The sequence below is a fragment of the Rugosimonospora africana genome (assembly GCF_016862975.1).
Taxonomy (GTDB): Bacteria; Actinomycetota; Actinomycetes; order Mycobacteriales; family Micromonosporaceae; genus Rugosimonospora; species Rugosimonospora africana.
The window spans coordinates 1-26,838 of record NZ_BONZ01000036.1; the positions used below are offsets into that span (position 1 = coordinate 1).

Sequence of the window (26,838 nt, forward strand, 5' to 3'; positions counted from 1 at the left end):
GGGGGGGGGGGGGGGGGGGGGGGGGGGGCTACGAACGAGATCGTCCGCCACGCAACCGGGTCAGCAACCGGCGGAACCAGCCCTCGCGGTATCCGCTCCACGGCCCAACTGTCGCGTTGCTCGGCGTCGCGTTGTCGGGCCCGGAGGGCCGCTGCGGTGTCCAGCCGGCCAGGTTCACGTCGGGTCCCGGCGGCGGCCCGCTGCTTGCGGACACGCCGTAGCCCTGTTGCTCCGGTCCCCAGGCGGCCAGGCTCACGTCGGGTCCCGGTGGCGGCCCGCTGCCCGGCGCTGGCTCTCCGCCGTGGGCCGGCCCGCCGCCCTGGCTCGGGTCGGGCCTTGGGGGTGGCACGCCGCCCGGGTTCGGCGAGACGTATCCATCCGATCGCCAGCCGCCCAGATCCATGGCCGGGCCCGGTGGCGGACCACTCTGCGGGATCTGTGTGGCGTAGGTGTCCGGCCAGGGTGGCGGCGCCGGAGCCGGAGCCGGCGGTGTCGCCGGTGGCGAGTCCCAGCCGTCCAGGTCGAGGGACGGGCCCGGTGGCGGAGCGCTGAAGACGGGCTGTTCCCAGCCGCCGTCGTCGAGAAACGGGCCCGGCGGCGGGACGTCGAGATCCTCCAGTGGCGGCGGCAGTGGGGGATCGGGATGTCGTGGCGCCGGTATCCAGTCCGCCGCCTCGTCGTCACCCGCGGCCGGACCCGTGCCGGAGTCGCGGGCGCCGTCCGGATCGTTGGCAGTCACAGCGCTCCTCGTGAATAGGTCGAGCCTCGCCCCGCAGATGGTATCCATCGCCGGCCCACCGGGGTGTCCGGCGCTCGGGGCGTCCGCGCGCAAATGAGGGATCGGACATCTTGACTTTTCCAGTTCCGCCGACCAGCCTGTGTGGGAGCGCTTCCATCGATGAGTAACGCATCGACGGAGGCGCTGTGCAACGAGTGACGCCTTGCTGGCATTCGGCGCCGGGGAGCCCGCCGGACTGCTGGTGGTGGGCGGGCTGGCGGGCGCAGCCGCCCGCGCCCGTACCAACTGACCAACGCCAGACAACACCGCCCTGCCCGCCCGCAGCGGCCACCAAGCCGTGACCGGGCAACGCCACCCCTGTTAGGAGGGCTCGAATGGCTCGCATATCCCGCAGGAAGTTCGTCGCCGTCACCGGCGGCGCACTCGCCGGGGTCGCAGTCGGAGCGAAGATGGTCGAGGCCGCCGGGACGAACGCCGTGCCGGCCGCTACGGATCCGTACGCGCAGCTGTTCCTGGACCAGTACAACAAGATCAAGAGCTCGGCCAACGGCTACTTCAGCCCGGCCGGCGTGCCATACCACTCGGTCGAGAAGCTGATGGTCGAGGCACCCGACCACGGCCACGAGAGCACGTCAGAGGCGTTCAGCTACTGGATGTGGCTGGAGGCGACGTACGGCCGGGTGACCGGGGACTGGACGCCGTTCAACAACGCGTGGGCGGCGGCCGAGAAGTACATCATCCCGACCCACACCGACCAGCCCAGCAACGACGGGTACAACGCGAGCGCACCGGCCACCTACGCGCCCGAGTGGCCCAACCCGAGCAGCTACCCGAGCAAGTTGGACTCCTCGGTGTCCGTCGGCCAGGACCCGATCGCGGCGGAGCTGCGTTCGGCCTACGGCAACTCGGACATCTACGGCATGCACTGGCTGCTGGACGTGGACAACGTCTACGGGTACGGCAACACGGCCGGCTCCGGCGCCGAGGGCGGGCCGAGCGCGGCCGGCCCCTGCTACATCAACAGCTACCAGCGCGGCTCCCAGGAATCGGTGTGGGAGACCATCCCGCAGCCATGCACCGACCAGTTCAAGTACGGCGGCCCCAACGGGTACCTCGACCTGTTCACCGGTGACCAGAGCTACGCCCAGCAGTGGAAGTACACCAACGCGCCGGACGCCGACGCGCGCGCCATCCAGGCGGCGTACTGGGCGTACCGCTGGGCGACGGCACAGGGCAACGCGAGTTCCGTGTCCGCCTCCGTGGCCAAGGCCGCGAAGATGGGCGACTACCTGCGGTACGCCATGTTCGACAAGTACTTCAAGCAGATCGGCAACTGTGTCGGCGCGTCCAGCTGCCCGGCGGGCAGCGGCCGCTCCTCGCAGCACTACCTGCTCGGCTGGTACTACGCCTGGGGCGGGGCCGAGCCGGGCGGCGGCTGGGCGTGGCGCATCGGCGACGGCGCGGCACACGCTGGCTACCAGAACCCGGTGGCCGCGTGGGCGCTGTCCACGGTCGCCGCGATGGCACCGAAGGCGTCGACAGGCAAGTCGGACTGGGCCACCAGCCTGAACCGGCAGATCGAGTTCCTGCGCTGGCTCCAGTCCGCCGAGGGTGCGATCGCCGGCGGCGCCACCAACAGCTGGGACGGCCAGTACGGCACTCCGCCGGCCGGGAGTCCGACCTTCTACGGCATGTTCTACGACTGGGAGCCGGTCTACCACGACCCGCCGAGCAACAACTGGTTCGGCATGCAGGTGTGGGGCATGGAACGGTGGATGGAGTACTACTACCTGACCAAGGACACCAAGGTGAAGCCCGTCCTGGACAAGTGGGTCACCTGGGTCAGCGGGCAGGTCACGGTCGGCTCCGGCGGCACGTTCTCGATCCCGTCCACGATCAACTGGACCGGTCAACCGGACACCTGGAACGCGTCCAACCCGGGTACCAACTCCGGGCTGCACGTCAGCGTCGTCGACAAGGGCACCGACGTCGGCGTCGCCGCGGGTCTGGTCCGCGCTCTGCTGTACTACGCGGCGGCCACGAGCAACACCGCCGCGCAGACCCTCGGCAAGAACCTGCTCGACGCCCTGGCGACGCACACCGACACCAAGGGCATCGCGATCGCCGAGACCCGCAGCGACTACAACCGCTTCGACGACCCCGTGTACGTGCCGTCCGGCTGGACCGGCAAGATGCCCAACGGTGACACCATCAACTCGAGTTCCACCTTCCTGTCCATCCGTTCCTTCTACCGCAACGATCCGGACTTCGCGAAGGTCCAGACGTACCTGAACGGTGGCGCGGTACCGTCCTTCACGTACCACCGGTTCTGGGCGCAGGCCGACATGGCGATGGCGTTCGCGACGTACTCCGAGCTGTTCGGCGGCGGCGGCACCATCAGCCCGAGCGCGCCCGCTTCGGCCACCGCCTCGGCGACGGTCCGGCCCTCGTCCAGCCCGTCGCGCACCGTCTCGCCGAGCCCGACGACGAGCCCGACCGGCGGCACCGGCGGCGCGGTCACCGCCACCTTCCACAACGACAGCGACTGGGGCAGTGGCTTCACCGGCACCGTCACGGTCCGGAACAACGGAACCGCCGCGATCCACTCTTGGCGGGTCACCTGGACCTGGGGTGGCAACCAGCAGATCACCAACAGCTGGAACGCCACGGTCACCTCGTCCGGCCGGGGGGTGACCGCGACCAACGCCAGCTACAACGGCACGATCGCGCCCGGCGGCACGACCACGTTCGGGTTCCAGGCCACGTACAGCGGAACCAACACCCCGCCCACGCTCAGCGCGTCGGGCAGCTGAGATCCGCACACCGCCGGGGCGGCACCGTCCGCCCCGGCGGTCGCGTCCGCCCGCGGAAAGCCGCGGGCTACAGCGCTACAGCGGCTCGAGGTCGGCGTAGATCGCGGCGTGATCGGAGCCCGCGTCGACCGCGCGGGCCATCGTGTCGTACACCGGCCACAGCTGGCCGCGCCGGCCACCCCACACGCCCGTTCGCAGGATGCCACCCCCGACCGTCCTGTCGAACAGCGACGGAGACAGCAGGACGTAGTCCAGTTTGTTGCGGGCGGTGCAGTACCCGTAGGTGCCCGGCCGGCCGCCGTCGTCGAACTCCGGGTGGTGCGAGATGTCGCGCAGGTCGGTCTCGCTCAGCAGCGGGGCCAGCGGTTCGCTGTCCGGGGTGTCGTTCAGGTCGCCGACGACCGCGACCAGCGGAGTGGAGTCGGCGACCAGGCTCTGGTAGATCTCCGCGACCCGCCGCGCCTGCCGCCGCCGGATCGCGTCGGAAGCCACCTTGCCGCCGTACCCCTTGCTCTTGAAGTGGTTGACGAGCATCACCAGCCGCTGGCCGTGCGGCGTCGCGAAGTGGTACTCGGCGCAGTCCCTGCTGAACACCCGCCCGACCGTGTCCCGGTCGTCGACGTGGCTGCGCTGCGCGATCAGCGGGTACTGGGCGCCGCACAGGAGACCGACGTTGATCCCGCGCTCGTCGTTGCCGTCCATGACCATGACGTGCGGGTACCTGACCTGACGGTCGACCACCAGGGCGGCGTCGGCGAACCGCTTGAGGGCCAGCCGGTTCTCCGCCTCGATGACACCGACGATGTCGGCGTCCACGTCGCGGATGACCCTGGCCGTGTTGAGCAGCGCCAGTTCGTCGACCCGGTCGGTGATGAGCTCCACCCAGCCGATCCAGTCCGTACGGCCGCTGGCCACGATCTCGACCCGGCCGTCGCGTGACCGCCTGACCAACCGCCCGCGGTTCTGGCGCAGGCGGGCGAAGCGTGCCGTGTCGCCGTTGCGCAGGCCGAGGCGCTGGAGTTCGCGCAGGATCTCGCGCTTGCCCTCGGGGGTGTAGGTCGGCTCTTCGAGCAACTCGCTGACGCGGCCGAACGCCTCCAACGCGACCCGTCCGGCGGTCCAGGTCGTGCGTTCCAGCGCGCGGGCGCGGTTGAAGAGGTTCTCCACGTTGAAGCTGGCGATGCGCACGACGCCTCCCGCCGTTCGGCCGAGCCGGTCGGCCCGCTCCATGACGGCCCGCTCCATGATGGCCGGTTCCACGGTGCCGTTCCACGGTGCCGCTCCATGGTGCCGCTCCTTGGTGCCCTGCGACGCTGCGAGCGCGGTACGCCCGAGCGGTCGGGGCCCCGAGTGGTCGAGGTCCCGGACGGCGGGCGCCCGCGGAACAGGCGATCGTCGCGTCCACGGACAACACCCGCGCACCGGACAAGCCGGAGAAATCCCACGCCGGGAACACGTGGCCCACGGCGCCACCGGTACGCCGTCGCGGCCGCTTCCCACGTCAACGCCGAGATCATCCGTTGACCGAACCAGTCAGACCAGTGTACGGTTCGGGGGTCCGACTGGTTTGACGAGGAGTTTCGTCTTGCGGGTTCCACCCACCGTTTTCGCCGACCCCGACCACCTTGGACGTTCGCTCGCGACGCTGATCGCGGACGCACTCGCCACCGCCGCCGAATCGGGCCGACCGTTTCTGCTCGGTTGTCCCGGGGGCCGGAGCGCGTTGAGCACCTACCAGGCACTTGCCGAGCAGGTGGCCGGCCGCGGCCTCGACCTACGCCATATGGTCGTGGTGATGATGGACGAGTACGTGGAGCGGGATGAGGTCACCGGGGCCCTGCGGCGCATCGATCCGGCACTGGAGCACAGTTGCGTGCGATTCGGACAGCTGGAGATCGTGGAGCGCCTGAACCGCGCTGCCGCGCCCGGCCGGGGGATCGACGCCGACCGCTTCTGGATCCCGGACCCGGCCGACCCGGACGAGTTCGACAAGCGCATCGCCGAGCACGGCGGGATCGACCTGTTCATCCTGGCCAGCGGTGCGGGCGACGGGCACGTCGCGTTCAACCCGGCGGGTACCCGGCCCGGCACCCGTACCCGCGTCGTGGAGCTGGCCGAGCAGACCCGGCGGGACAACCTCGCCACGTTCCCCACGTTCGAGAACCGGCTGGATCGGGTCCCCAGGTACGGCGTGACCGTCGGGGTCGGCACCATCCAGGAGCAGTCCAAGCGGGCGGTGATGGTGGTGCACGGAGCCGACAAGGCCACCGCGGCCCGCCGCCTGATGGCGGCCGAGCACTACGAGCCGGACTGGCCGGCGACCGTGCTTGCCGACTGCGCCAACCCACTGCTGTTCGTCGACACCGCCGCAGCCGGGCAGCGGCCGGCCGCCGGTGCCGCAACGATCGTCACCCGCTAAGGAGAGAAAGAGAAATGGCCCGCATCAAGCTCGCATACCTCGGCGGTGGATCCTCCCGCGCGCCCGGAACCATGGCCTCTTTCATGTACCACGGGGAAGAATTCAACGGCTCCGAGTTCGTCCTCATCGACCTGGACGCCGACCGCCTGCAGGTCACCAAGGCCATCGCCGAGAACATGGCCAAGCACGCCGGCCTGGACGTGACGGTGACCACCACCACCGACCAGCGCGAGGGCCTGCGCGACGTGGACGCGGTGCTGTCCAGCTTCCGCCCGGGCAACTTCGAGGCGCGCGCGATGGACGAGCGGATCCCGCTCAAGCACGGCGTCATCGGCCAGGAGACGCAGGGCCCCGGCGGCCTGATGATGTCGCTGCGCTCCGTCCAGGTGATGAAGGAGCTGTCCGCGAACCTCGCCGCGGTCGCCCCCAAGGCGCGCATCTTCAACTACACCAACCCGGTCAACATCGTCTCGCAGGCGGTGGCCGACAACACCGACATCCCGATCGCCTCGTTCTGCGAGGGCCCGATCGTGTTCCCGCCGGTGGTGGCGAAGGCGGCCGGGCTGGACCCGGAGAAGCTGCACGCGAACATGGTCGGCGTCAACCACAACTGCTGGTCCAACGAGGCCACCTACGACGGCCAGGACGCCATCCCGATCCTGCGCGAGCGCTGGGAGGCGTTGCGCGACAAGCCGACCGACGACGTCAACGGCATGCGCGCGCTGCACCTGGCGGTGGCGATGGAGTCCATCCCCTCGGACTACTTCAACTACTTCTACTTCCGCGACGAGATCCTGCGGGAGCAGCAGATGGCCGCCAAGACCCGGTCCGAGGTCATCATGAGCTCGCTGCCCAGCTACTGGGAGCACTACGAGCAGCAGGCCAAGAGCGACAACCCGCGGCTCGACCCGGCCCGCTCGCGCGGCGGCATCCACGAGCTGGAGCTGGCCATCGACGCGATCAGCGCGTTCTACAACAACACCGGCCGGCGGATGCCGTTCAACATTCCGAACACCGGCGGGGTGCTGCCCGGCTTCGACGAGTCCACGGTGGTGGAGCTGTGGGGCACGGTCGACGCCAAGGGGTTCCACCCCGAGCCGCAGAAGCCGTTGCCGCACTCGGTACGGGGCATCACCCAGCAGCTGGCCGAGTACCAGATCCTCGCCGCGAAGGCGGCGTGGGACGGCGACCGGTCCGACGCGATCCGGGCGATGGCCGCGCACCCGCTGGTGCCGTCGCTGACCGTGGCCGAGTCGCTGTACGACGAGATGGCGGTGGCGCAGGCCCGCTGGCTGCCAGAGCGGCTGCTGCCCTGACGATGGCGCAGGTGTATCTGGGCGTCGACGCCGGAAACAGCAAGACGGTCGCGCTGGCCAGCCTGGCCTCCGGCGAGATCGTGGGCGCCGGGCGCGCCGGATGCGGCGACATCTACGGAGTCCGGGACCCGGCCGATGCGGTCGCCGCGGTCCTGGGCTCCGTCGACGCCGCACTGAGCCAGGCCGGGGCGACCCGGTGGACGGTGTCCGCCGCGGCGTTCCGGCTCGCCGGCGTCGACTGGCCCGAGGACGGCGAGTACTGGGACCGGGCGCTGCGCGAGCACTGGCCGGCGCTGACCCAGCGGTCCATCGCGAACGACGGGTACGCGGCGCTGCGGTGCGGTGAGCCGTCCGGCATCGGCGTGTCCGTCGTGGCCGGTACGGCAGCGGCCATCGCGGGCCGCGGGCCGGACGGCGCGATGTGGGACATGGGTTGGTGGAGCCAGCACGCGATGGGCGCGCTCGGCCTGATGACCGAGGCGTTGCGGGCGGTGTACCTCGCCGAGTTGGAGGCCGGCCCGCCCACCCGGCTGACCTCCGCCCTGCTGGAGTTCTACGGCGTACCCAGCGTGGCCGAGCTCAATCACCGCTTCAACCGTCGGGAAGGCCGGCCCACGCAGGCGGATCGCACCCGGGGCGCCCGGGTGGTGACCGCGACCGCGATGGCCGGCGACCCGGTGGCTTCGGACATCGTCGACGAGCAGGGCCGCCGCCTGTCCCTGTACGCGCAGATCGCGGCACGCAAGGTCGGCCTGCTCGACCGCCCGGAACCGATCAGCGTGGTGCTGTCCGGTTCGGTGCTGATGGCTCCGTCCTCCCCGGTGGCGGCGGCGCTGCTGGCGCATCTGGGGGAGCGGTTGCCCACGGCGGTCGCCTCTCCGGCGACGCTGCCGCCGGTGGCCGGGGCGACGCTCGACGCGCTCGCCGAGGGTGGGGTCGCGCTCAGCCCCGACGTGGTGGGCCGGCTCGCCGGGACGGTACCGCCGCCGGAGTTTCTCAAGACCTGACCTCCCACAGCGGTGCGGTCGGCCGGAGGCTGCCTCACCGTGGTGGTCCCGCCGCGCACGGCGGCAGGCCCGAGCGACCGCCTCGCGCGGCGCTTCCGCGGGTCCGCGTTACAGCGGCCGGAACAGGTCGGCCTCGAAGCGGTACGCGTCCGCGCGGTAGGACATCGTGCCGGTGAGGACAGCCGTCCCGTCGTCGCTGTAGGTGGTCTCCTCGCCGATCAGGATCGGCGCACCCGGCTGGATCTCCAGCAACGCGGCCGTCGCCTCGTCGCTGGCATCCGCCCGTACCGTGTAGGAGCTGCGGGCGATCCGGATCTGGGACAGCCGCTCGACGGTCTCGTACAGGGACAGATCGGTCATGTCGAGGTCGGCGAGTCCGGGCGCGAGTGCGAGCACGATCACGCTGGTGTCGACGCAGATCGGTACCGCGTCCATGCTGCGCAGCCGGCGCAGCTCGAGCACGCGGGCCGCGGGTGCCACCCGCAGCCGCTGCGCCTCGTCGAATGTGGCCGGACGCACCCGCTGCAGGAGAATCTTCGACTGTGGCGCGAGCCCCCGCGCCCGGGCCATCTCCGAGAAGCTCTGCAGGGTGCTCGGCGGTTCGCCGACCATCTGGCGCGGCACGAACCAGCCGCGCTGGGACGAACGGTCCAGCTGCCCCTCCTCGGCGAGGCGGCCAAGCGCCTGGCGCAGAGTGGAACGGCTCACTCCGACGCTGGCGGCGAGGTCACGCTCGCCCGGCAGCCGGCTGCCGGGGGGAAACACACCGCGGCGCAGCGACTCGTTGAGCTTGCGGTAGGTCTCGGACACGGCGGCGCCGATGTCCGTCTCGCGAGCTGTGGCCACGGATGAACGGTACCAGTAGTCGGCACCAGCTGGACCAGTCGGTCCTCGCTACATTTGACAGGTGGAACTGGTTCAGTGGCCTGCCGAGGTGGCTCAGCCGCGTCGTCGGACGCGCGGATCGCATCTATCTGGTCTAGCCTCTGGACTAACTGGTCTGTCGGCGCCTATGGTGACCGCAGACACCAACGGGATTCGTCCACCCGTTGCCGCCCCGGCCATACGCTGCCGAGATGGCGATCCGAGTCCCCGACCCCAGGGAGAGACGCGTGCCCCGACGCAGATTGTCAGTTACGGCCGGCGTTGCGGCGCTGCCGATCGCCGCTCTTCTCGCACTGTCGGCATGTACCCCCGGTGCCTCCGGAGGCTCCACCAGTCAGGCCACGGCCGGACCGGTGACCACCGACCCGGCAAAGCTGGGAACGGTGCAGCTGCAGGTGCTGGACTACTTCACCGGCGGAGCGGACGACGCGTGGATGAAGGCGGTCGTCAACGCCTTCCACGCCAAGTACCCGAACATCACGATCAACCGCACCTCGCTCAGCTGGGGTGACGTGATGCAGGCGCTGCCCCTGAAGCTGAAGTCGAACAACCCGCCGGACATCGTCCCGGCCAACAACGGCTGGCAGTCGCTGGGCACCCTGGTGCAGGGCGGCCTGGTGCTGAACCTGGACTCCGCGGCGCAGGCGTACGGCTGGCGGGACAAGGTGCCCACCTCGATCCTGCAGGAGCACGAGTTCTCCACGGACGGCAAGCAGATGGGGACCGGCGCGGTCTTCGGGATGCCGGTGGCCCGGTCCTCGATGATCGAGGTCTACTACAACCGCAACCTGCTGAGGCAGCTCGGCCTGTCGGTACCGACCACGTACTCCGCGTTCACCGACGCGCTCGCCAAGGCAAAGGCGGCCCAGCTCACTCCGATCGCGCTCGGCAACGTGGAGCAGGTCGGCATCACCGAGCCGCTGTACAGCGTGATGAACGCGCTCGGGCAGCAGCAGAAGATCTCCGACCTGATCTACTCGCAGGGCAACGTGAGCATCGCCGACCAGGCCACCGGCTTCCCGCAGGCGATCAGCACCATGAAGGACTGGGCCGACAAGGGCTACTTCACCAAGCAGTTCGGCGCGGTCGCCGGTCAGGACGCCGCGCAGCAGTTCGTCGACGGCAAGGCGCTGTTCCACTTCGACTACTCCGGATCGCTGCCGCTCAAGCCCGGACAGAGCGGCAACTTCGGCTCGTTCGTGCTGCCGCGCTCCGACGGCGGAGCGCCGGTCGCGACCACCTCGTCGGCGACGAACTTCTCGGTCTCGTCGAAGTCCAAGCACGCGGACGCGGCGGCGGCGTTCCTCAACTTCGCGGCCAGCCCGGACGCCGCTCAGCTCGCGGTCAACCTCGGGGTGGCGCCGCTGCTCGACCCGAGCCTGAAGGCCGACGGCAAGGACCCGCTGTTCGCCGACGATGTCAACAACGCCGGGCAGATCTCCAGCAAGAACTCGTCCGTGCCGTACCTGGACTGGGCGACGCCGACCCTGCTGACCACCATCCAGACCAAGGTGCAGGATCTGTTGGCGGGCAAGACCTCCGCACAGGACGTGGTCAGCGCCGCGAAAACCGACGATGACTCGTTCAAGGCGAAGTTGGCGAAGTAACGACGATGTCCCGTCTGGTTGAGAACCCGACGAAAGCAGCCGGGGGGACCGCGAAGGCCCGCGTGTCCCCCCGCCGCCGCCGGCCCGGACAACGTCACCGGCGGCCCTGGCTCGGCCTGCTGTACCTGGCACCGGGTCTGGTGGTCTACGCCGTCGTGGTTCTGGTGCCCGCCGTCCAGGGGGCCTGGCTCTCGCTGTTCCACTGGGACGGCGTCACCCAGGCCACCTGGGCCGGGTTCGAGAACTACACGAACTTCTTCCGTGACCCGACGCTGCGTCAGGCGGTCACCCACACCCTCTACTTCATCCTGTTCTTCTCGGTGTTGCCGATCGCGCTCGGCCTGCTGAGCGCGGCGCTGTCGGCACGGCGTCAGGTGCGCGGCGGAGGCGTGTTCCGCGCGCTGGTCTTCCTGCCGCAGATGCTCACCCCGGCGGTGGTGGCGGTGGTCTGGAAGCGGATCTACGCGCCGGACGGCCCGATCAACGACGCCCTGCGGGCGGTGGGACTCGGCCAACTCGCGCACGGCTGGCTCGGCGAGTACACCTGGGCGCTGCCGGCGCTGGGAATCGCCGGTACCTGGGGGGCCTTCGGGCTGTGCACGGTGCTGTTCACCTCCGGGATGCAGGCGATCCCCGGCGAGCTGTACGACGCGGTACGGGTCGACGGGGGCGGCGCGGTCCGTGAGTTCTTCACCGTCACCCTGCCCGGGCTGCGCGGGTCGATGTCGGTCGTGTTGACCCTGACGGTGCTCGCCGCCATCCGGGTGTTCGACATCGTGTGGCTGACCACCAAGGGCGGCCCGGGCATCTCCACCATCACCCCGACGATCGTCCTGTACCAGCGGGCCTTCGCCAATCCCGACGTCGGCGCCGCGGCGAGCATCGGCATCATCCTCGCGGTGGTGTCGCTGCTGGCCACGATGGTGATCGTCAAGCTGTCGGAGGACAAGTCCTGATGACATCGCGAGGCGAAAGAATCTGGACGTACGTGCTGCTGGCCGTCATCACGCTGGCCGTGGTGTTCCCGCTGATCTGGGTGATCGGAGACGCGCTGAGCCCGGATCCCAACGGCTCGCTCGACCTCGGCCACCTCACCTGGTCGAACTTCGGCCAGGCGTGGCGGGAGGGTGGCTTCAGCCAGTACCTGACGTCCAGCGTCATCATCACCGGCTCTGTGGTGGTGATCGGCGCCATCCTGGCGGTCATGAGCGGGTACGCCTTCGGCGTGCTCGGCGTGTTCGGGGAGCGGCTGCTGTTCCCGCTGGTACTGCTCGGGATCACGCTGCCGATGGAGACGTTCGTCGTCCCGCTGTACTACGACTTCCAGTCGTACGGCATCACCGACACGTACCGGGGCATCGTCCTGGCCCACATCGGGATGTCGGTCAGCTTCGGCACCTTCTGGATGAGGACGGCGTTCCGCGCGGTACCCCGGGCGATCGCCGAATCCGCGGAGATCGACGGGGCGGGCACCTGGACCCGGCTCTGGCGGGTCTACCTGCCACTGGCCAGGCCCGCCATCGTGACGCTGATCCTGCTCAGCTTCACCTGGACGTGGAACGACTACTTCCTGTCCCTGATCCTGGTGTCCGACCCGGCGCACCAGCCGCTCACCCTCGGCCTCGGCGCGTTCTCCGGCCGGTACCTGGTGCACATCAACCTGCTGTCGGCGGCGGCGGTCCTGATCTCGCTGCCGGTCGTGGTCTTGTGCCTGGTCTTCCAGCGCCAGTTCATCCGGGGCATCCTCTCCGGCGCGCTGAAGGAGTAGCCGGCCGCGGGGCGGCCTTGCACCGCCTACCACCGGCGATGGAGGCTGGTCGGAGTGTGCCGGCGACAGGTGCCGGCGCCGTACGACGCTGGAGGAAGCATGAGTTCACTGCCGACCGTTCCGCTCGGCCGCACCGGGATGGACATCACCCGGGTCGGCTTCGGTGCCTGGGCGATCGGCGGCGGCGACTGGGCGTTCGCTTGGGGTCCCCAGGACGACGCGGAGTCCGTCGCGGCGATCCGGCACGCGGTCGAGCGTGGCATCAACTGGATCGACACGGCCGCGGTCTACGGCCTCGGCCACTCCGAGGAAGTGGTCCGGGAGGCGCTGTCCGGCATCCCGGACGGCGACCGCCCGTACGTCTTCACGAAGGGAGGCGTGGTCTGGGACGGCACCGACCGGCACCGGACTCGCCGGGCCGCGGCGCCGGCGAGCCTCCGCGCCGAGGCGGAGGCGTCGCTGCGCCGCCTGGGGACCGAACGCATCGATCTGTACCAGGTGCACTGGCCGCCCGAGGACGGCACCGCACTTGAGGAGTACTGGCAGGTGCTGCTCGACCTCCAGCAGGCCGGCAAGGTACGCGCGGTGGGCCTGTCCAACCACGACGTCAAGCAGCTTGAGGCCGCCGAGATCCTGGGCCACGTGGACAGCCTGCAGCCGCCGTTCTCGGCGATCAACCGTTCGGTCGCGGCGGCCGAGCTGCCCTGGTGCCACGAGCACGAGACCGGCGTGATCGTCTACAGCCCGATGCAGTCCGGCCTGCTGACCGGTCGCTTCTCCAAGGAGCGGGTGGCATCGCTGCCGGCCGACGACTGGCGCGCCCGGTCGCCGGAGTTCAACAGCCCGGCGATCGAGCGCAACCTCGCCTTGGCCGACGCGATGCGCCCGGCCGCCGACCGGTACGGCGTCAGCGTCGCGGCGATCGCGGTGGCCTGGACGCTCGCCTGGCAGGGCGTCACCGGCGCGATCGTCGGCGCGCGCAGCCCGGAGCAGGTGGACGGCTGGCTCGCCGCCGGTTCGCTGACCCTCACCGGGGCGGACCTCGACGAGATCGGCGCCGCGATCCGCGACACCGGCGCGGGTACCGGGCCGATCCGGCCCTGACCCCGGCCGGGGCACGCCCGGCGCACCCGCACCTCAGCGTGGTGACGCGGTCTGGAAGATGGGCCAGCACACCTCGGTCCGGTGCTGGGTCTCGTCGGGCGTGTCGGCGGCCGTCACCAGGTAGGTCTCCCGGATCGGCCCGTCGACGCCGAGTTCACGCTCGGCCACGTGGGTGCCCAGCGCACCGTACGTCCGGTCGATGGTGTCGAAGCCCCCGCGGTGCGTCGCGATCGCGAACTCCGCGGCGGGCAGTTGCGTCGGGTACACCGGGTCGTCCACCGGCACGGGGTGCGCGATCGGTACGAACGCGACCACCGTCCCGGTATCCGAGGTGAAGTAGTCCTCGTGGTAGAGCGCGCCGTCGGCGCCCGCCCGCCGCGCCCCGGTCGCCGCGAGCGCCACGGTGAGCCGGCCGAACGACTCCGACCACCAGGCGTCCAGGTCGCCCATCGCGATGCGGTCGTCGACCGCCAGCACCCAGGCTGGCGGTACCGTGCGGTAGCGCACCGGCACCGGACCGTCGCCGGCCTCGATCAGCCGGCGCAGCGAGGTGACCGCCGTCTGGACGTCGGACAACTGCCGTTCCATCCGCCGCAGGTGCCCGAGAATCATCTCGTTGCGGGATCCGACGTCCGGCGCCTCCAGCACCTCTTTGATGTCGCGCAACGGCATGCCCAGCTCACGGAACCGGCGGACCACCTGGGCGACCGGCACCTGCTGCGCCGAGTAGCGCCGGTACCCGGTCGCCGGGTCGGTCTCGGCGGGTTCGAGCAGTCCGGCGTCGTGGTAGTGCCGCAGCGCCTTGATGCTCAGGTACGTCATCCGGGAGAAGTCACCGATGCTCAGCAGGGTGCTCATACCCCTGAGTATCGACACTCCGGTGGCGGGAGAGTCAACGGTGGCGGGAGAGTCAACGGCGTTCCGGCAGCGTCCGGGCCAGTGCGGCCACGACCACCAGCAACGCGGCGATCTCGGCGAGTCCGTACCGGAACGCCGCGGCGTACCCGCTCGCCAGGGCGGGGAAGAAGACCAGGCCGGTGACCGCGACACCGATCGAGTTGCCCACCTGCTGCATGGTGGACAGCGCCCCGGAGACCGCACCCGCCTGGAGCCGGTCGGCGTGCCGCAGCACGGTGGTGGTCAGCGGCGTGATGCACAGTCCCTGGCCGACCCCGACAAGGATCAGACCGGGTGCCAGAGCCAGCGTGGGCCCGGCCGTGCCGATCACCGCGACGGTGACCGCCAGCAGGCCGGCTCCGGTCGCCTCGGTGAGCGCGCCGGCTGCGACCACCGCGTGTCCGAACCGGAGCGTGAGGGCGGGCGCGCGGACCGAGACGGCCAGATACGCCGCGGTGAGCACGGTGAACACCAGCCCGGCGCGCAGCGCGGTCAGCCCTCGGCCCTGCTGGAGATAGAGCGCGAGGATCAGGTACGACGACGCCTGGGTGCACCAGAAGACGAGCTGGCCGAGCAGGCCGGCACGCAGGCTCCGGTCGGCCAGCAGCGAGGGATCCAGCAGCGGGCTGCCGCCCCGGTCGCGGGCGCTGCGCTGCTGGCGGTACGCCAGCCCGACCAGTGCCGGGAACAGCGCCAGGCTGACCAGGCTCCACGCCGGCCAGTCGAGCTCCCGCCCCTGGATCAGGGGGAGGAGCAGCGCGGTCAGGCTGAGGGTGGCCAGAACCAGCCCGGCCCGGTCGACGCGCGCGGGATCCTGCGCGCGGGACTCTGGGACGTACCGGTGGACCAGCGCCAGTCCGAGCAGCCCGACCGGCACGTTGACCAGGAAGATGGTCCGCCACCCGAGGTGACCGATGTCAGCGGTGACCAGGCCGCCGCCGATCAGCTGTCCGGCGGCGGCGGCGACACCCATGACCATGCCGTACGCGCTGATCGCCCGCGGCCGGTCCGGCCCGGGGTACAGCACGCCGATCAGCGCCAGCACGGTCGGGCTGATCAGTGCCGCGGCGCCGCCCTGAACCACGCGGGCGCCGATCAGGACGGCGGTGGTCGGGGCGGCACCGCACGCCGCCGACGCGACGACGAACAGCGCGACGCCCGCCGCGAAGAGCCGGCGGCGCCCGATCCGGTCGCTGATCCGGCCGGCCGCGTTCAGCAGGACGGCGAAGGCGAGGCCGTACCCGGCGACCACCCACTCGACGCCGCTGGCGCTGGCGTGCAGGTCCCGCTGGATGGACGGCAGCGCCACGTTGACGACGAAGAAGTCCAGCACGATCAGGGACGTGCCGACCAGCAGTACCGCCAGCGGCACCCAGCGACGTCGTGCCCCGGGTCGCGATGGCGACAGTGTCGCGACGGCGCCACTGTCGTGGTTGCGGTCGTGGTTGGGGTCGTTCGGAATCTGTCCCATAGCTCGGTCTTCCGCCCTCCCGCGCCGGGAGAGTCAAGCCCCCGCCTCGGGACGGGGCGTTGCGATTGTCACTGCTGTCCGATCTGCTCGGGTCGCCGGCCGACCTGGTTGCCGTCACGGCCGCCGTCGCGGATCGGTGCGGGACTTGTGAAGACCCTGTGCGGGTACCCGCGACGGTGCCGGTAGGTCTGACAGGATCGGCCGCATGGTGCTGCGGACGGAGTTCACCCGGTCTTTGTCGGTCACGCATCCGATCGTGTCCGCCCCGATGGGCGGGGCGGCCGGCGGTGCGCTCGCGGCGGCGGTGTCCAACGCCGGTGGGCTGGGGCTGGTCGGCGGCGGGCGCAGCGACCGCGACTGGCTCGATCGCGAGCTGGCCCTGGTCAGCGGCCTGACCACCAAGCCCTGGGGCGTCGGCTTCCTGACCTGGGCCCTCGACCCGGACACCCTGACCCGGGCGCTGGAGTTCCGGCCGGCGGCCGTGATGCTCGCGTTCGGCGATCCGGCGCCGTTCGCCGACCGGGTACGGGCGGCCGGAGCCAAGCTCATCCTCCAGGTCACCGACCCGGACGAGGCGCGGCAGGCCCTCGACGCCGGCGCCGACGTGATCGTCGCGCAGGGCAGCGACGCGGGCGGGCACAGCGGGCGGCACAGCGTCGGCACCATGTCGTTCGTACCCGCCGTGGTCGACCTCGCCGGTTCCACCACGGTACTGGCCGCGGGTGGTATCGCCGACGGCCGCGGGCTCGCGGCGGCGCTCATGCTCGGCGCGGCCGGCGCGCTGATCGGCACCCGGTTCCAGGCAAGCCACGAGGCGCTCGTATCCGCGCCGGTGTCCCGGGCACTGGTCGATGCCCGGGGCAGGGACACCGAACGCAGCACGATCCTGGACATCGGCCGGGGCGCCGCGTGGCCCGAGCGTTACCCGGCCCGCACGCTGCGCAACGCGTTCCTCGACGCGTGGCGCGACCGGGAAGGCGAACTGCGCGGCGACGCGGCGGCCCAGCGGGAGTACCGCGAGGCGATCGCCCGCGAGGATCCGGGCGCGATCCCGATCTGGGTCAGCCAGGCCGCGGACCTCATCGGCGCGATCGAGCCCGCGGCCGACCTCGTCGCGGCGATCGCCGCAGAGGCTGAGCGCGTGCTCACCGGGGCCGGCTCCCGGTGAGCCGCCCGGCGAGCGGGCCGGACTTGCCGACACCCGCCCAGGCGGCTTCCGGTCAGCCTGTCTCCGTCTCCCGGATCACCGCGTCGACCACGTCGGTCAGGGAACCGCCGCGCTTGAGCACCGCGCGCTGGCGCTGCGCCGAGGTGCCCCGCCGCAGGAGGGCTCGGAGGAGGTCGTTGGCCGTCTGCCAGTCGCCGTGGTTCTCCAGGTCGGGACGCAGGTAGTCCATCAACGCCCGCACCGCGCGGTTGGCCGGGACCGCGGTGCCGCCGAGCGGATCGACCAGGTCTCCGTCCAGCCCCGAGCGTGCCGCGCGCCAGGTGGCGGCCCGCAGCAGCACCGTGCGGGTGTCCGGCAGCGGCTGCCCGGCCTCGTCCTCCCGGGCCGCGGCGGCCACCAGTGCCCGGCCCAGTACCGCCAACAGGATCACGTCGTCCAGCAGCGGGCAGGCGTCCGCGATCCGGATCTCCACGGTCGGGTACCTGGCCGACGGGCGGGCATCGAAGTAGATCATGCCGGCGTCGCTGATCACGCCGCTGCCGACGAGCGCGCCCACCAGCTCGTCGTACTCCTTGGCTCCCGACAGGGCGGGCAGCGGTCCGACCGTGGGCCACCGCGAGATGGCCACGGTCCGGTACGACGCGTACCCGGTGTCCACGTTCTGGAACATGGGCGAGCCGGCGGACAGCGCGAGCAGCACGTGTAGCCGGCCCTGGATCCGCCGGGCGACCCGGACCGCCAGGTCACGGTCGGGCACCCCGATCTGGATCTGGCAGGCGCACACCTGCTGCTCGTCGACGAGCTGGCGGTACTCCTGCGCCATCCACTGGTACCGCGGCTTCGGGAACACGCGGTCGGCGGGGGTCCCGGAGGCCGGTACCGTCCCGCTGCTGACGATCGCCAGACCCAGCCCGCGCGCGGCGCCGGCCAGGTCGCCGCGTCGCGTCGCCAGGTCCCGGCGCAACCCGTCCATGTCCCGGTGCACCCGGCTCGCCGTCTCGATCTGGGAGCGGTGCAGTTCGGGCTGCACCTCGGCCGGTGTCCGGACGATCCGCCGCGCCTTCGGAGCGAGGCCGCCGGTCACCGGATCGACGAGGTGAAACTCCTCCTCGACGCCGACGGTGGCGGCCACCGCGTCGCCCGCGGTCGCGCCGAGCCGGGAATCAGCATCTGTCACCGCAGGATGGTAAGCCATGGCTAAATCCGGGCATAGCACCACGTGGCGGTGGTACGCCCACAGCCGAACGGTGGCGGACCACGGTCCGCCACCGTTCGATGTCGAGCGCTGCCGACGGTCAGGCTGTGTTGCGGGGCCTGTGCTCGCCTCCGCGACAGCCCGGCTCCGGCTCCGCTCAGGCGACCAGCGTGGGCTGGCTGGATGCCTCGGCCGGCGTCCCCTTGACCACCAGTTCGTGCACCACCCGCTCGGTCGTCACCTCATGCCCGGCCAGGTCGGCCAGGGCGACGGCGGCCAGCCCGATCGCGTCGGCGAAGACGAGCCAGGTCAGGGTCGTGCCGGTGAACGTCAGCGCGGCGATCAGCGACCACAGGCCGGCCGCCGCCAGGATGCCGTGACCGACCTTCTGCCCGGTCCCGCGGGCCAGGATCGCGCTCAGACCAGCCACCACGGCCAGGCCGGTGGCGACGCCGAAGGCGAGCCTGCCGGCGGTTACCGGGGCGAACGCCATCGACGACACGAGTAGGAACACCCCACCGGTCAGGAACAGCGAGTCGAGCGCGAATCGCGGCGTGAGTTTCATGACTGAACACCTCCCAGACGCCACAACCCTGTGACGTCCTCACGTGATGAGGCGGGTCGTAGCGGGGTGGCCCCGGGGCGGCTCGTCAGTTCGGCGATCAGCTGCCGAATCCGTGCTGTGAAACCTCGAAGCCACACAGTTCGATGCCCGAACCGGCTGTCTCGCGCCTCACACCGAGACCGAACCGGCGTTTGCCAGAATGACGGCGTCGCCGTCCGGTGGGGACGCTCGGAGGATGCTCGCCTCCGCCCCCCGGAGCACGCCGTTTTTCCCCGGCCGCTGACCGGCCCGCCCACACACCAGGCGGGCCTGGCGGCCCTATGCACGACGAAGGGTTCACCTGTGCCGCACACCTCGGATCCGTTGCGGAAGCTGGGCTTCCTGACCATCGGGCTGTTCGACGAGTCCGATCCCCGTCCGGGCCACGAGTCGACTCTGGAGATCATCGAGCTGGGGGAGCGGCTGGGGTTCGACAGTGCCTGGGTACGGCACCGCCACCTGCAGTACGGCATCTCGTCCCCGGTCGCGGTCCTCGCCGCCGCGACGCAACGTACCCGCCGCATCGACCTGGGTACCGCGGTCATCCCGCTCGGCTGGGAGAACCCGCTGCGGCTGGCCGAGGACCTCGCGACGGTCGACATCCTGTCCGGAGGCCGGTTGAATCCCGGGGTCAGCGTCGGGCCGCCGATGCACTACGACCGGGTCAGGCCGGCGCTGTACCCGGACACCGGCGATGTCGAGGACTTCAGCTACCGGCGGGTACGCCGGCTGCTGGACTTCGTCGGCGGCGAGCCGGCCACCGGCGTCAGCGGCACCGAGGGTTTCGAGACGTTCTCCGACCGCGTCCAGCCGCACGCCCCCGGCCTGATCCGGCGCATGTGGTACGGCGGCGCGAGCCTGCGCTCGGCCCAATGGGCCGGCGAGAACGGGATGAACTTCCTGACCAGCAGCGTCGTCAAGGCCGAGGAGTCGGAGGATTTCGCGGAGATCCAGCTCTCGCACATCCACACGTTCCGCGCCCACCATCCCGACGGCGCGCGAGCCCGCGTCTCCCAGGGGCTCGTCGTCATCCCCACCGACACCGCCTCGCCCGAGCAGCGAGCGAAGTACGAGGAGTACGCGCGCACGCGGACCCCGCGCACGACCGCGCCCCAGGGGCCGGCGCGCATGCTGTTCGCTCCCGACCTGGTCGGCACGTCCGAGCAGATCGCCGAACGGCTCTACGCGCACGCCGCGTTCCGGGAGGTGGACGAGGTGGCGTTCGCGCTGCCGTTCACCTTCGACCACGAGGACTACACGCAGATCCTGACCGACATCGCCACGAAACTGGGCCCGGCACTGGGCTGGCACCCAACCGCCTGACCATTCGATTCGACGGTGCCCACCGCATCGATTGACATCCGCGCCTCGGTGCTCAAAGCTGATCATCAGCTGGCGCGAAAGACCTCCGTCCTGGTCGGCGACCAGTCTGGGTCGTCGCGCGGCGTCAGACGCGCCGAGCCAGACTGGTCGAAAGCGCGGCGTCCCGAGCCGGTGAGCGCGGGCACCGCATCCCCGGTCCGCCGAGCGGCGGTCGTCGTTGCCCCGCAGTCGGAACTCCGAAGGGGTCGCCCATGTCGTCAGACCGCCGCCCGACCAGAACCAGAGCCCGCCTCGCCGGTGCCGTCGCCATCGCGCTCGTCGCGGCGCTGGCGTTGAACTCACCGGCGCTCGCGAAGGACGCCGCCACCGCCGCCGCCCCGCCGCAGATCGTTCCCCAGCCGGTGTCCACCACCGCCGGGCACGGCCAGTTCACCGCCACGTCCCACACGCGCATCGTCGCCCGTGGTCCCGCGCAGGCGATCGCCCGGGACCTCGCCGGATACCTGCACCCGGCGACCGGGTATCGGCTGCCGGTGGTGTCCGGGCCCCCGCACGCCGGTGACATCACGCTGGCCATCGGCCACCCGAAGAGCCTGTCGGCGGACCATTCCGGCGAGGGGTACCAACTCGACGTGACCGGCAGCGGCGTCTCGCTGTCCGCGCCCACCACGCACGGCCTGTACGACGGCATCCAGACGATCCGCCAGTTGCTGCCGGCGCAGATCGCCAGCCCGGTCGTGCGGCCCGGCCCGTGGACGATGCCGTCCGTGCACGTGACCGACTACCCGCGCTACGGCTACCGGGGACTGATGCTGGACATCGGGCGGCACTACGAACCGCCGTCCGCGGTGGAGCAGCTGATCGACCAGGCGGCGGCGTACAAGATAAACACGTTCCACCTGCACCTGAGCGACGACCAGGGATTCCGGTTGGCCATCAACGGATTCCCGAACCTGACCGCGATCGGCTCGCAGGGCTCGGTCGGAACCGGCGGGCGCACCATGGACCCCGGCGGTTTCTGGACGCAGGCGCAGTACAAGGCCGTCGTCGCGTACGCCGCGGCGCACTTCATGACCCTGGTACCCGAGGTGGACACGCCCGGGCACAACAACGCGATCATCATGTCGGAGTACGGCGACACGGCCAACCCGCGACTGGACGGCCACCCGCAGGACATCAACTGCGGTGCCAACGACCCGCCGGCCTGGAACTACACCGGAGCGGTCGGCTACAGCGCGCTGTGTCCGGACAGCGCCAACACCTGGACCATCCTGACCGCCATCATCGACCAGCTGACCGCGCTGTCTCCCGGTCCGTACTACGACCTCGGCGGTGACGAGGTGCCGACCACGGTGCTGGAGCAGTCGCAGTACGCCGCGCTGGTCAACCAGGAGGCCGGCATCGTGAACGGCCGCGGCAGGACCGCCATGGGCTGGGCCGACATCGCCGGCGAAGGAACGAGCCTGGCGCCCGGTTCGATCGCCGAGTACTGGGAGCCGGCGTCCGGGTCGAGTTCCGGCACCGTCACCGCGACCGAGGCGGTACAGAAGGGCATGAAAGTGGTGATGGCGCCGGCCAACCACACGTACCTCGACCAGCGGTACGCGCGGGGCGTGCCCGCGCCGCTCGGCCAGACCTGGGCGTGCGGCCGGGGCTGCGACGTGGACCAGTTCTACAACTGGGATCCGGGCAGCTACGTCACCGGGGTCACCGACGACAACGTGATCGGCGTGGAGGGCGCGGTCTGGACCGAGACCCTGGCGTCACTGTCCGATGTGGACTACATGGCGTTCCCGCGGCTGCTCGCGCTCGCCGAGGTGGGCTGGTCGCCGAAGGTGGAGCGGACCGCGACGAGTCCGGCGTACCAGGACTTCCTCGGCCGGCTCGCCGCGCAGGGCCCGCGGTTGACGGCCGCGGCGGTGAACTTCTACCCGAGTCCGGAGGTGCCGTGGCGCCTCGATCTGACCGCGACCGGCGCCGCAGCGGACCGGCACGGGCACGTCGCCGGGGCGCTGGCGACGCTGTCCGCCCCCGGGATCGCGGCCACCGCGCTGACCGCGAGCATCGACTGGGGCGACGGCAGCACGGACACGGCGACCGTCACCGGTACGCCGGCGACGACCACCACAGTCAACAGCTCGTACGCGATCGGGGGCGATCACACCTACCGGAAGCCGGGAGCGTACCGCGTCGCGGTCACGGTGACCGGACCGAACGGCGCGACCGCGACCCTGACCGTGACGCTGCGCGCGAAGCGGTGAGCCGGCACGCGAAGCGGTGAGCCGGAGCCGGCGGCAGGGCGCGCACCCCGACGCCCTGCCGCCGGTCGGTACGGTCTCACCGCACCAGCCGGAAGAACGCGCGCACCTCCTCGACGTATGCCTCCGGCTGTTCCAGGGCGGCGAAGTGGCCGCCCCGGTCGAGTTCACGCCAGTACCGGACGTCGGTGTAGCGCCGCTCGGCCCAGCGCCGCGACGGGCGGGGCAGCTCCTTGGGGAAGATGGAGCATCCGGTCGGTACGCCGACCGTGTCCACAGTGGACGATGTGAACCACTCCGCGACCTGTCTGAAGCTCTCCCAGTACAGCCGGGCCGCCGAGGCGCCGGTCGCGGGCAGCCAGTAGAGCATCACGGTGTCGAGCAGTTCGTCGCGGCTGACCACGCTCTCCAGGTCGCCGTCGCAGTCGGTCCAGGAGCGGTACTTCTCGAGGATCCAGGCGCACAGGCCGACGGGCGAGTCGACCAGGGCGTACCCGAGCGTCTGTGGTTTCGTCGCCTGCTCGGCGGAGTACCCGGACTCCCACTCCCGGCTGTGTTCCAGCGCGGCGAGGCTGTCGCGTTCGGTGTCGGTGAGGTCGTCGAAGGTGGCCGGGTCGGGTGCCGCGATCGGAGGGGTCAGGTGGATGCCCGCGACGTGTCCGGGATCCCGCTGGCCGATGCTGGTCGTGACGCTGTCGCCCCAGTCGCTGCCCTGCGCGCCGTAGCGCCGGTACCCGAGCCGGCTCATCAGTCGCGTCCACGCGTCGGCGATCCGGTGCACCGTCCAACCGGGACGGGTCGGCTTGTCGCTGAACCCGTACCCGGGCAGGGTCGGGCACACCACGTGGAACGCGTCGGCCGCGTCGCCGCCGTACCGGGTGGGGTCGGCGAGCGGACCGATCGTCTTCTCGTACTCCACCATCGAGCCGGGCCAGCCGTTGGTCAGAATGAGCGGGAGCGCGTCGGGGTGCGGCGAGCGTACGTGGACGAAGTGGACGCCCAGTCCGTCGATGCCGGTCCGGAACTGGGGCAGCCGGTTCAGCCGCCGCTCGGTCGCCCGCCAGTCGTACGATCGCGCCCAGTAGCCGCACACGTCCCGCAGGTACGACAGCGGCACGCCCTGGGACCAGTCGTCCACGGTCTCCCGCTCGGGCCACCGGGTCAGCGCCAGCCGCTGGCGCAGATCGTCGAGGTCGGCTTCCGGTACGTCGATGCGAAACGGTCGGATGCTCTCGTCCATCGCCGCGGCCCTCTCGAACGTGAAGCGTGCGTCGGCCGGCTGACCGGTACCCGGCGCGCCGGGGTCGGCAAACGCCCCGCTGGCGGACCTCGGATAAGATGAGTTTCGGCTCAGGAAAGTCCGGTGAACCCATCATGTCCAGCGCAGTGCCCCGGTCCATGCGCGCGGACGCGCAGCGCAACCGGGTCCGGATTCTTTCGGCGGCCGCGGACGTGTTCGCCGCGGGCGGACCGGAGGCGTCGACCGAGGAGGTGGCGCGGCGCGCCGGTGTCGCGATCGGCACCGTGTTCCGGCACTTTCCGACGAAGGCCGACCTCCTGCGGGCGCTGATGAAGGAGCAGCTGCGCCAGCTGACCGACGACGCCGCGACCCTGATCGCGGGCGGCGACCCGCGAACCGCGCTGTTCGAGTTCTTCTCGCGGCTGGTGGAGCGGACCGCGGCGAGCCGTACCGTGGTGCACCTGCTCGCCGCGCAGGGATTGGACGTACCGGTCGCCGGCCCGGTCGGATCGCTGTCCGGCGCGGTCGGGGAGTTGCTGGCCGGCGCGCAGCGGGCCGGCGCGGTGCGGCCCGGCATCCGGGCCGACGAGGTGACCGCGTTGATGGTCAGCGCCTGCCAGGGCGCCCTGCACGGCGGCTGGAGCCCGGACCTGCGGGAGCGGACTCTCGGCGTCATGTTCGCAGGCCTGCGCCCGCCGGGTGAGAGTGGCGTCGGCCAGGACAGGACCTAGTCCGCCGGCCCGCTGTCCGGATCGGCCAGCAGGGCGCGGCGCGCGGAGCCGGCCAGCCACGCCTGCGCCTGGTCGAAGCTCCACCCGCGGTCGCCGATGAGAGTGAACCAGGCCGGCCGTCCGAGGTAGAACCACATCAGATCCAGTGCCTGGGCGTGGTCGAGGCCGGGAGCGAGCCCGTTCAGGTGGACCAGGCGGTCGAGGACGGTACTCAACGCGCCGAGGTACGCGGCGACCGAGGCGTCGTACACCTTACGAGCGGCCGGCTCGGCGGGTGCGTGGCGGAACAGCCCGTACAGCGTCTCCCAGTGCTGTTCGTGGCCTCGGCGGGTGCCATCGGCGGTGAGGTCGATGATCCGGCGGGGATCGTCGGTGACCGCGATGGCGGCGAGAGTCTCCGCGATGATCGGGCTTTCCCTCGCGGGCTGGAGAAGCGCTGACAGGATGGCGGCCTTGCCCCCCGCACTCGCGTACACCGTCTGGACGGCAACCCGGGCAGCCTTCGCGATGTCACTCACCGTGACGTCGGCGTAGCCGCGCTCCAGGAACAACGCGCGTGCGCTGGCCAAGATCGCGGTGCGTGTGGCGGCGGCGGCGTCGGCCCGGCGTGGGGAGTGATAGCTGCTGGTCATTGCGCTGTACCTTACCTCACACGGTAGGCCCTTCAGTTGATTGTAGGCCCATCTAATGAATAGCCTTACCTACTGGTTTCGGCGGCCATCACGCGCCATCGCCCGCGGCGATCACCCGCGCGACCGCCAGGCGCACCTCAGTAGGAGCTCTCATGTCACGTCAAAATAGGAACATAAGGACCAAACCGCGACCGATCCTCCCGGTACTCATCCTCGCCGCGTTCTCGTTCTCGGTGATCCAGTCGCTGGTCGCCCCGGTGCTACCGGAGATCCAGAGGGAACTCCACACCACGCAGAGCACGGTCACCTGGATCATCACGGCCTACCTGCTGTCGGCGTCGATCTTCACGCCGATCCTGGGCCGGCTGGGCGACCGCGTCGGCAAGGACAAGGTGCTGTTCGTCGCCCTGATCGCCCTGGCCGTCGGCTTGGCGATCTCGGCCATCGCCCCCAACATCGGCATCATGCTGGTGGGCCGGGTCGTCCAGGGTTTCGGCGGCGGGATCTTCCCGCTGGCCTTCGGCATCGTCCGGGACGAGGTACCGCGCGAACGGGTGGCCGGCACCGTCGGGATCCTCGCCTCTCTGTTGGCCGTCGGCCTCGGTCTCGGCGCGGTGCTCGCCGGGCCCATCGTCGACGTCCTGGACTCCCGCGCGCTGTTCTGGCTGCCCATGATCCTGGTCGTGACAGCGGCCGTCGCGTCCTACTTCGTGATCCCGCCATCGCCGACGCGCAGCCCGGGCCAGTTCAGTTGGGCCGCCTCCGTGCTGCTGGGCGCCTGGCTGATCCTCCTGCTCGTGCCGCTGAGCGAGGCGTCCGCGTGGGGCTGGGGCTCCGCGCGCGTACTGGGAATGTTCATCGCCGCCGGCGTCCTCGCCGTCGCCTGGATCGTCGTCGAGGCGAAGGCGACGAGCCCGCTCATCGACATGCGGATGATGCGCATCCCCGCCGTGTGGACCACCAACCTGGTGTCGCTGCTCTTCGGCGTGGCCATGTACGGCATGATCGGCTTCCTGCCCGCGTTCCTGCAGACGCCGCCGGCGGCCGGCTACGGGTTCGGCGCCAGCATCACCGAGGCCGGCCTGCTGATGCTGCCGATGAGCGTGACGATGTTCGGCTCTGGCGTCGTCACGCCGCCGCTGAGCCACCGGGTCGGGGCCAAGAAGGTACTGGTCGTCGGCACGGTGATCACGTTGGCGTCGTTCGTGATCCTCGTCCTGGCGCACACCCGGGAGTGGGAGATCCTCCTCGCGATGGCGATCCTCGGAGTCGGGTTCGGCGCCGCCTTCGCGACCATGTCCAACGTGATCGTGGCAGCGGTTCCCCCGCACCAGACCGGCGTGGCGAACGGCATGAACACCAACATCCGTAGCATCGGCGGTGCGATCGGCGCCGCGGTGATGGCGAGCGTCGTCAGCGCTCATGCCCTGCCCAGCGGCCTGCCCGCCGAGAAGGGTTACACCTACGGCTTCACGGCGCTCGGCATCGCGACCGCCGGCGCGGCCCTGGCGGCGTTCCTGGTTCCGCGCAACCACCAGCACGCCGACGAGCACGAGGCTCAGCCCACGATCCTGGAAGAGGAGGCGTACGCCGAGGCGGCCGTGATCGGTGTCCCGGGGCTGGGAGACGAATAGGGGACGTTGTCGCCCGGGGCGGGGGCC

General features: G+C 70.9%; 22 protein-coding genes and 1 pseudogene. 14 read left to right on the forward strand and 9 right to left on the reverse strand.

Going from position 1 to position 26,838, the window contains the following annotated elements; genetic code table 11:
- Nucleotides 1-28: 28 nt before the first annotated feature.
- Nucleotides 29-739 (reverse strand): hypothetical protein, encoded by a 711-nt coding sequence (locus tag Raf01_RS18770; protein WP_203919225.1) that lies wholly within the window; start codon nt 737-739, stop codon nt 29-31.
- 383 nt (nt 740-1,122) lie between these two features.
- Here Raf01_RS18770 and Raf01_RS18775 point away from each other — a divergent pair.
- Nucleotides 1,123-3,120: pseudogene (locus Raf01_RS18775) on the forward strand (glycoside hydrolase family 48 protein); the annotation flags it as partial.
- Between the two features lie 15 nt (nt 3,121-3,135).
- Nucleotides 3,136-3,552 carry a cellulose binding domain-containing protein gene (locus tag Raf01_RS50585; protein ID WP_275413006.1) on the forward strand — a complete coding sequence of 139 codons (417 nt, stop codon included), beginning with the start codon at nt 3,136-3,138 and terminating at the stop codon, nt 3,550-3,552.
- Between the two features lie 75 nt (nt 3,553-3,627).
- Here Raf01_RS50585 and Raf01_RS18780 read toward each other — a convergent pair whose 3' ends face one another.
- The gene (locus Raf01_RS18780) at nt 3,628-4,812 is read right to left on the reverse strand and encodes an endonuclease/exonuclease/phosphatase family protein (protein WP_239133728.1); all 1,185 of its coding nucleotides are present in this window, start codon (nt 4,810-4,812) and stop codon (nt 3,628-3,630) included.
- A 325-nt stretch (nt 4,813-5,137) separates the two neighbouring features.
- Between Raf01_RS18780 and Raf01_RS18785 the strand changes: the two genes are divergently transcribed.
- From Raf01_RS18785 to Raf01_RS18795, 3 genes are read left to right on the forward strand one after another with little or no spacing between them, the layout of a single operon-like run.
- Nucleotides 5,138-5,971 carry a 6-phosphogluconolactonase gene (locus Raf01_RS18785; RefSeq protein WP_203919226.1) on the forward strand — a complete coding sequence of 278 codons (834 nt, stop codon included), beginning with the start codon at nt 5,138-5,140 and terminating at the stop codon, nt 5,969-5,971.
- A 14-nt stretch (nt 5,972-5,985) separates the two neighbouring features.
- Entirely contained in the window at nt 5,986-7,287 is a 1,302-nt protein-coding gene (locus Raf01_RS18790) for a family 4 glycosyl hydrolase (RefSeq protein ID WP_203919227.1), read from the forward strand.
- A gap of 11 nt (nt 7,288-7,298) precedes the next feature.
- On the forward strand, nt 7,299-8,294 hold the full coding sequence (locus Raf01_RS18795) for a BadF/BadG/BcrA/BcrD ATPase family protein (RefSeq protein ID WP_203919228.1): 996 nt from the start codon (nt 7,299-7,301) through the stop codon (nt 8,292-8,294).
- A gap of 108 nt (nt 8,295-8,402) precedes the next feature.
- Here Raf01_RS18795 and Raf01_RS18800 read toward each other — a convergent pair whose 3' ends face one another.
- Nucleotides 8,403-9,140, reverse strand: coding sequence for a GntR family transcriptional regulator (locus tag Raf01_RS18800; RefSeq protein ID WP_239133729.1), 738 nt, complete (start codon nt 9,138-9,140; stop codon nt 8,403-8,405).
- 392 nt (nt 9,141-9,532) lie between these two features.
- Between Raf01_RS18800 and Raf01_RS18805 the strand changes: the two genes are divergently transcribed.
- The 4 genes from Raf01_RS18805 (at nt 9,533) to Raf01_RS18820 (ending at nt 13,658) form a co-directional block, all read left to right on the forward strand.
- On the forward strand, nt 9,533-10,786 hold the full coding sequence (locus Raf01_RS18805) for an ABC transporter substrate-binding protein (protein ID WP_203919229.1): 1,254 nt from the start codon (nt 9,533-9,535) through the stop codon (nt 10,784-10,786).
- A 5-nt stretch (nt 10,787-10,791) separates the two neighbouring features.
- Complete coding sequence (locus Raf01_RS18810) at nt 10,792-11,742, forward strand: carbohydrate ABC transporter permease (RefSeq protein ID WP_203919230.1); 951 nt, start codon at nt 10,792-10,794, stop codon at nt 11,740-11,742.
- Nucleotides 11,742-12,554, forward strand: coding sequence for a carbohydrate ABC transporter permease (locus tag Raf01_RS18815; protein ID WP_203919231.1), 813 nt, complete (start codon nt 11,742-11,744; stop codon nt 12,552-12,554). The genes Raf01_RS18810 and Raf01_RS18815 overlap by 1 nt, the downstream gene beginning before the upstream one ends.
- 99 nt (nt 12,555-12,653) lie before the next feature.
- The gene (locus tag Raf01_RS18820; protein WP_239133730.1) at nt 12,654-13,658 is read left to right on the forward strand and encodes an aldo/keto reductase; all 1,005 of its coding nucleotides are present in this window, start codon (nt 12,654-12,656) and stop codon (nt 13,656-13,658) included.
- A 33-nt stretch (nt 13,659-13,691) separates the two neighbouring features.
- Here Raf01_RS18820 and Raf01_RS18825 read toward each other — a convergent pair whose 3' ends face one another.
- Both Raf01_RS18825 and Raf01_RS18830 read right to left on the reverse strand, forming a co-directional pair.
- Nucleotides 13,692-14,516 carry a MerR family transcriptional regulator gene (locus Raf01_RS18825; protein ID WP_203919232.1) on the reverse strand — a complete coding sequence of 275 codons (825 nt, stop codon included), beginning with the start codon at nt 14,514-14,516 and terminating at the stop codon, nt 13,692-13,694.
- A 52-nt stretch (nt 14,517-14,568) separates the two neighbouring features.
- The gene (locus Raf01_RS18830; protein ID WP_203919233.1) at nt 14,569-16,026 is read right to left on the reverse strand and encodes an MFS transporter; all 1,458 of its coding nucleotides are present in this window, start codon (nt 16,024-16,026) and stop codon (nt 14,569-14,571) included.
- Nucleotides 16,027-16,231: 205 nt separating this feature from the next.
- Between Raf01_RS18830 and Raf01_RS18835 the strand changes: the two genes are divergently transcribed.
- A complete protein-coding gene (locus tag Raf01_RS18835) occupies nt 16,232-17,194 on the forward strand; it encodes an NAD(P)H-dependent flavin oxidoreductase (protein WP_203919234.1) in 963 nt (320 codons plus the stop codon).
- A gap of 52 nt (nt 17,195-17,246) precedes the next feature.
- Here Raf01_RS18835 and Raf01_RS18840 read toward each other — a convergent pair whose 3' ends face one another.
- Entirely contained in the window at nt 17,247-18,371 is a 1,125-nt protein-coding gene (locus Raf01_RS18840; protein ID WP_203919235.1) for a carboxylate-amine ligase, read from the reverse strand.
- Nucleotides 18,372-18,546: 175 nt separating this feature from the next.
- Nucleotides 18,547-18,954, reverse strand: coding sequence for a hypothetical protein (locus Raf01_RS18845; protein ID WP_203919236.1), 408 nt, complete (start codon nt 18,952-18,954; stop codon nt 18,547-18,549).
- A 342-nt stretch (nt 18,955-19,296) separates the two neighbouring features.
- On the opposite strand from Raf01_RS18845, the gene Raf01_RS18850 reads away from it, so the two are divergent.
- Together Raf01_RS18850 and Raf01_RS18855 are read left to right on the forward strand one after the other, a co-directional pair.
- Complete coding sequence (locus tag Raf01_RS18850) at nt 19,297-20,316, forward strand: LLM class flavin-dependent oxidoreductase (protein WP_203919237.1); 1,020 nt, start codon at nt 19,297-19,299, stop codon at nt 20,314-20,316.
- Between the two features lie 251 nt (nt 20,317-20,567).
- Nucleotides 20,568-22,577 carry a family 20 glycosylhydrolase gene (locus Raf01_RS18855; protein ID WP_203919238.1) on the forward strand — a complete coding sequence of 670 codons (2,010 nt, stop codon included), beginning with the start codon at nt 20,568-20,570 and terminating at the stop codon, nt 22,575-22,577.
- A 76-nt stretch (nt 22,578-22,653) separates the two neighbouring features.
- Here Raf01_RS18855 and Raf01_RS18860 read toward each other — a convergent pair whose 3' ends face one another.
- The gene (locus Raf01_RS18860; RefSeq protein ID WP_203919239.1) at nt 22,654-23,814 is read right to left on the reverse strand and encodes an epoxide hydrolase family protein; all 1,161 of its coding nucleotides are present in this window, start codon (nt 23,812-23,814) and stop codon (nt 22,654-22,656) included.
- Nucleotides 23,815-23,948: 134 nt separating this feature from the next.
- Between Raf01_RS18860 and Raf01_RS18865 the strand changes: the two genes are divergently transcribed.
- Nucleotides 23,949-24,545, forward strand: coding sequence for a TetR/AcrR family transcriptional regulator (locus Raf01_RS18865; protein WP_239133731.1), 597 nt, complete (start codon nt 23,949-23,951; stop codon nt 24,543-24,545).
- Here the strand turns inward: Raf01_RS18865 and Raf01_RS18870 are convergent.
- Nucleotides 24,542-25,177: a TetR/AcrR family transcriptional regulator gene (locus Raf01_RS18870; RefSeq protein ID WP_203919240.1), complete on the reverse strand. Its 636-nt coding sequence runs from the start codon at nt 25,175-25,177 to the stop codon at nt 24,542-24,544. The genes Raf01_RS18865 and Raf01_RS18870 overlap by 4 nt on opposite strands.
- Before the next feature lie 152 nt (nt 25,178-25,329).
- Between Raf01_RS18870 and Raf01_RS18875 the strand changes: the two genes are divergently transcribed.
- On the forward strand, nt 25,330-26,811 hold the full coding sequence (locus Raf01_RS18875) for an MFS transporter (RefSeq protein ID WP_203919241.1): 1,482 nt from the start codon (nt 25,330-25,332) through the stop codon (nt 26,809-26,811).
- The last annotated feature ends 27 nt before the right edge of the window (nt 26,812-26,838 follow it).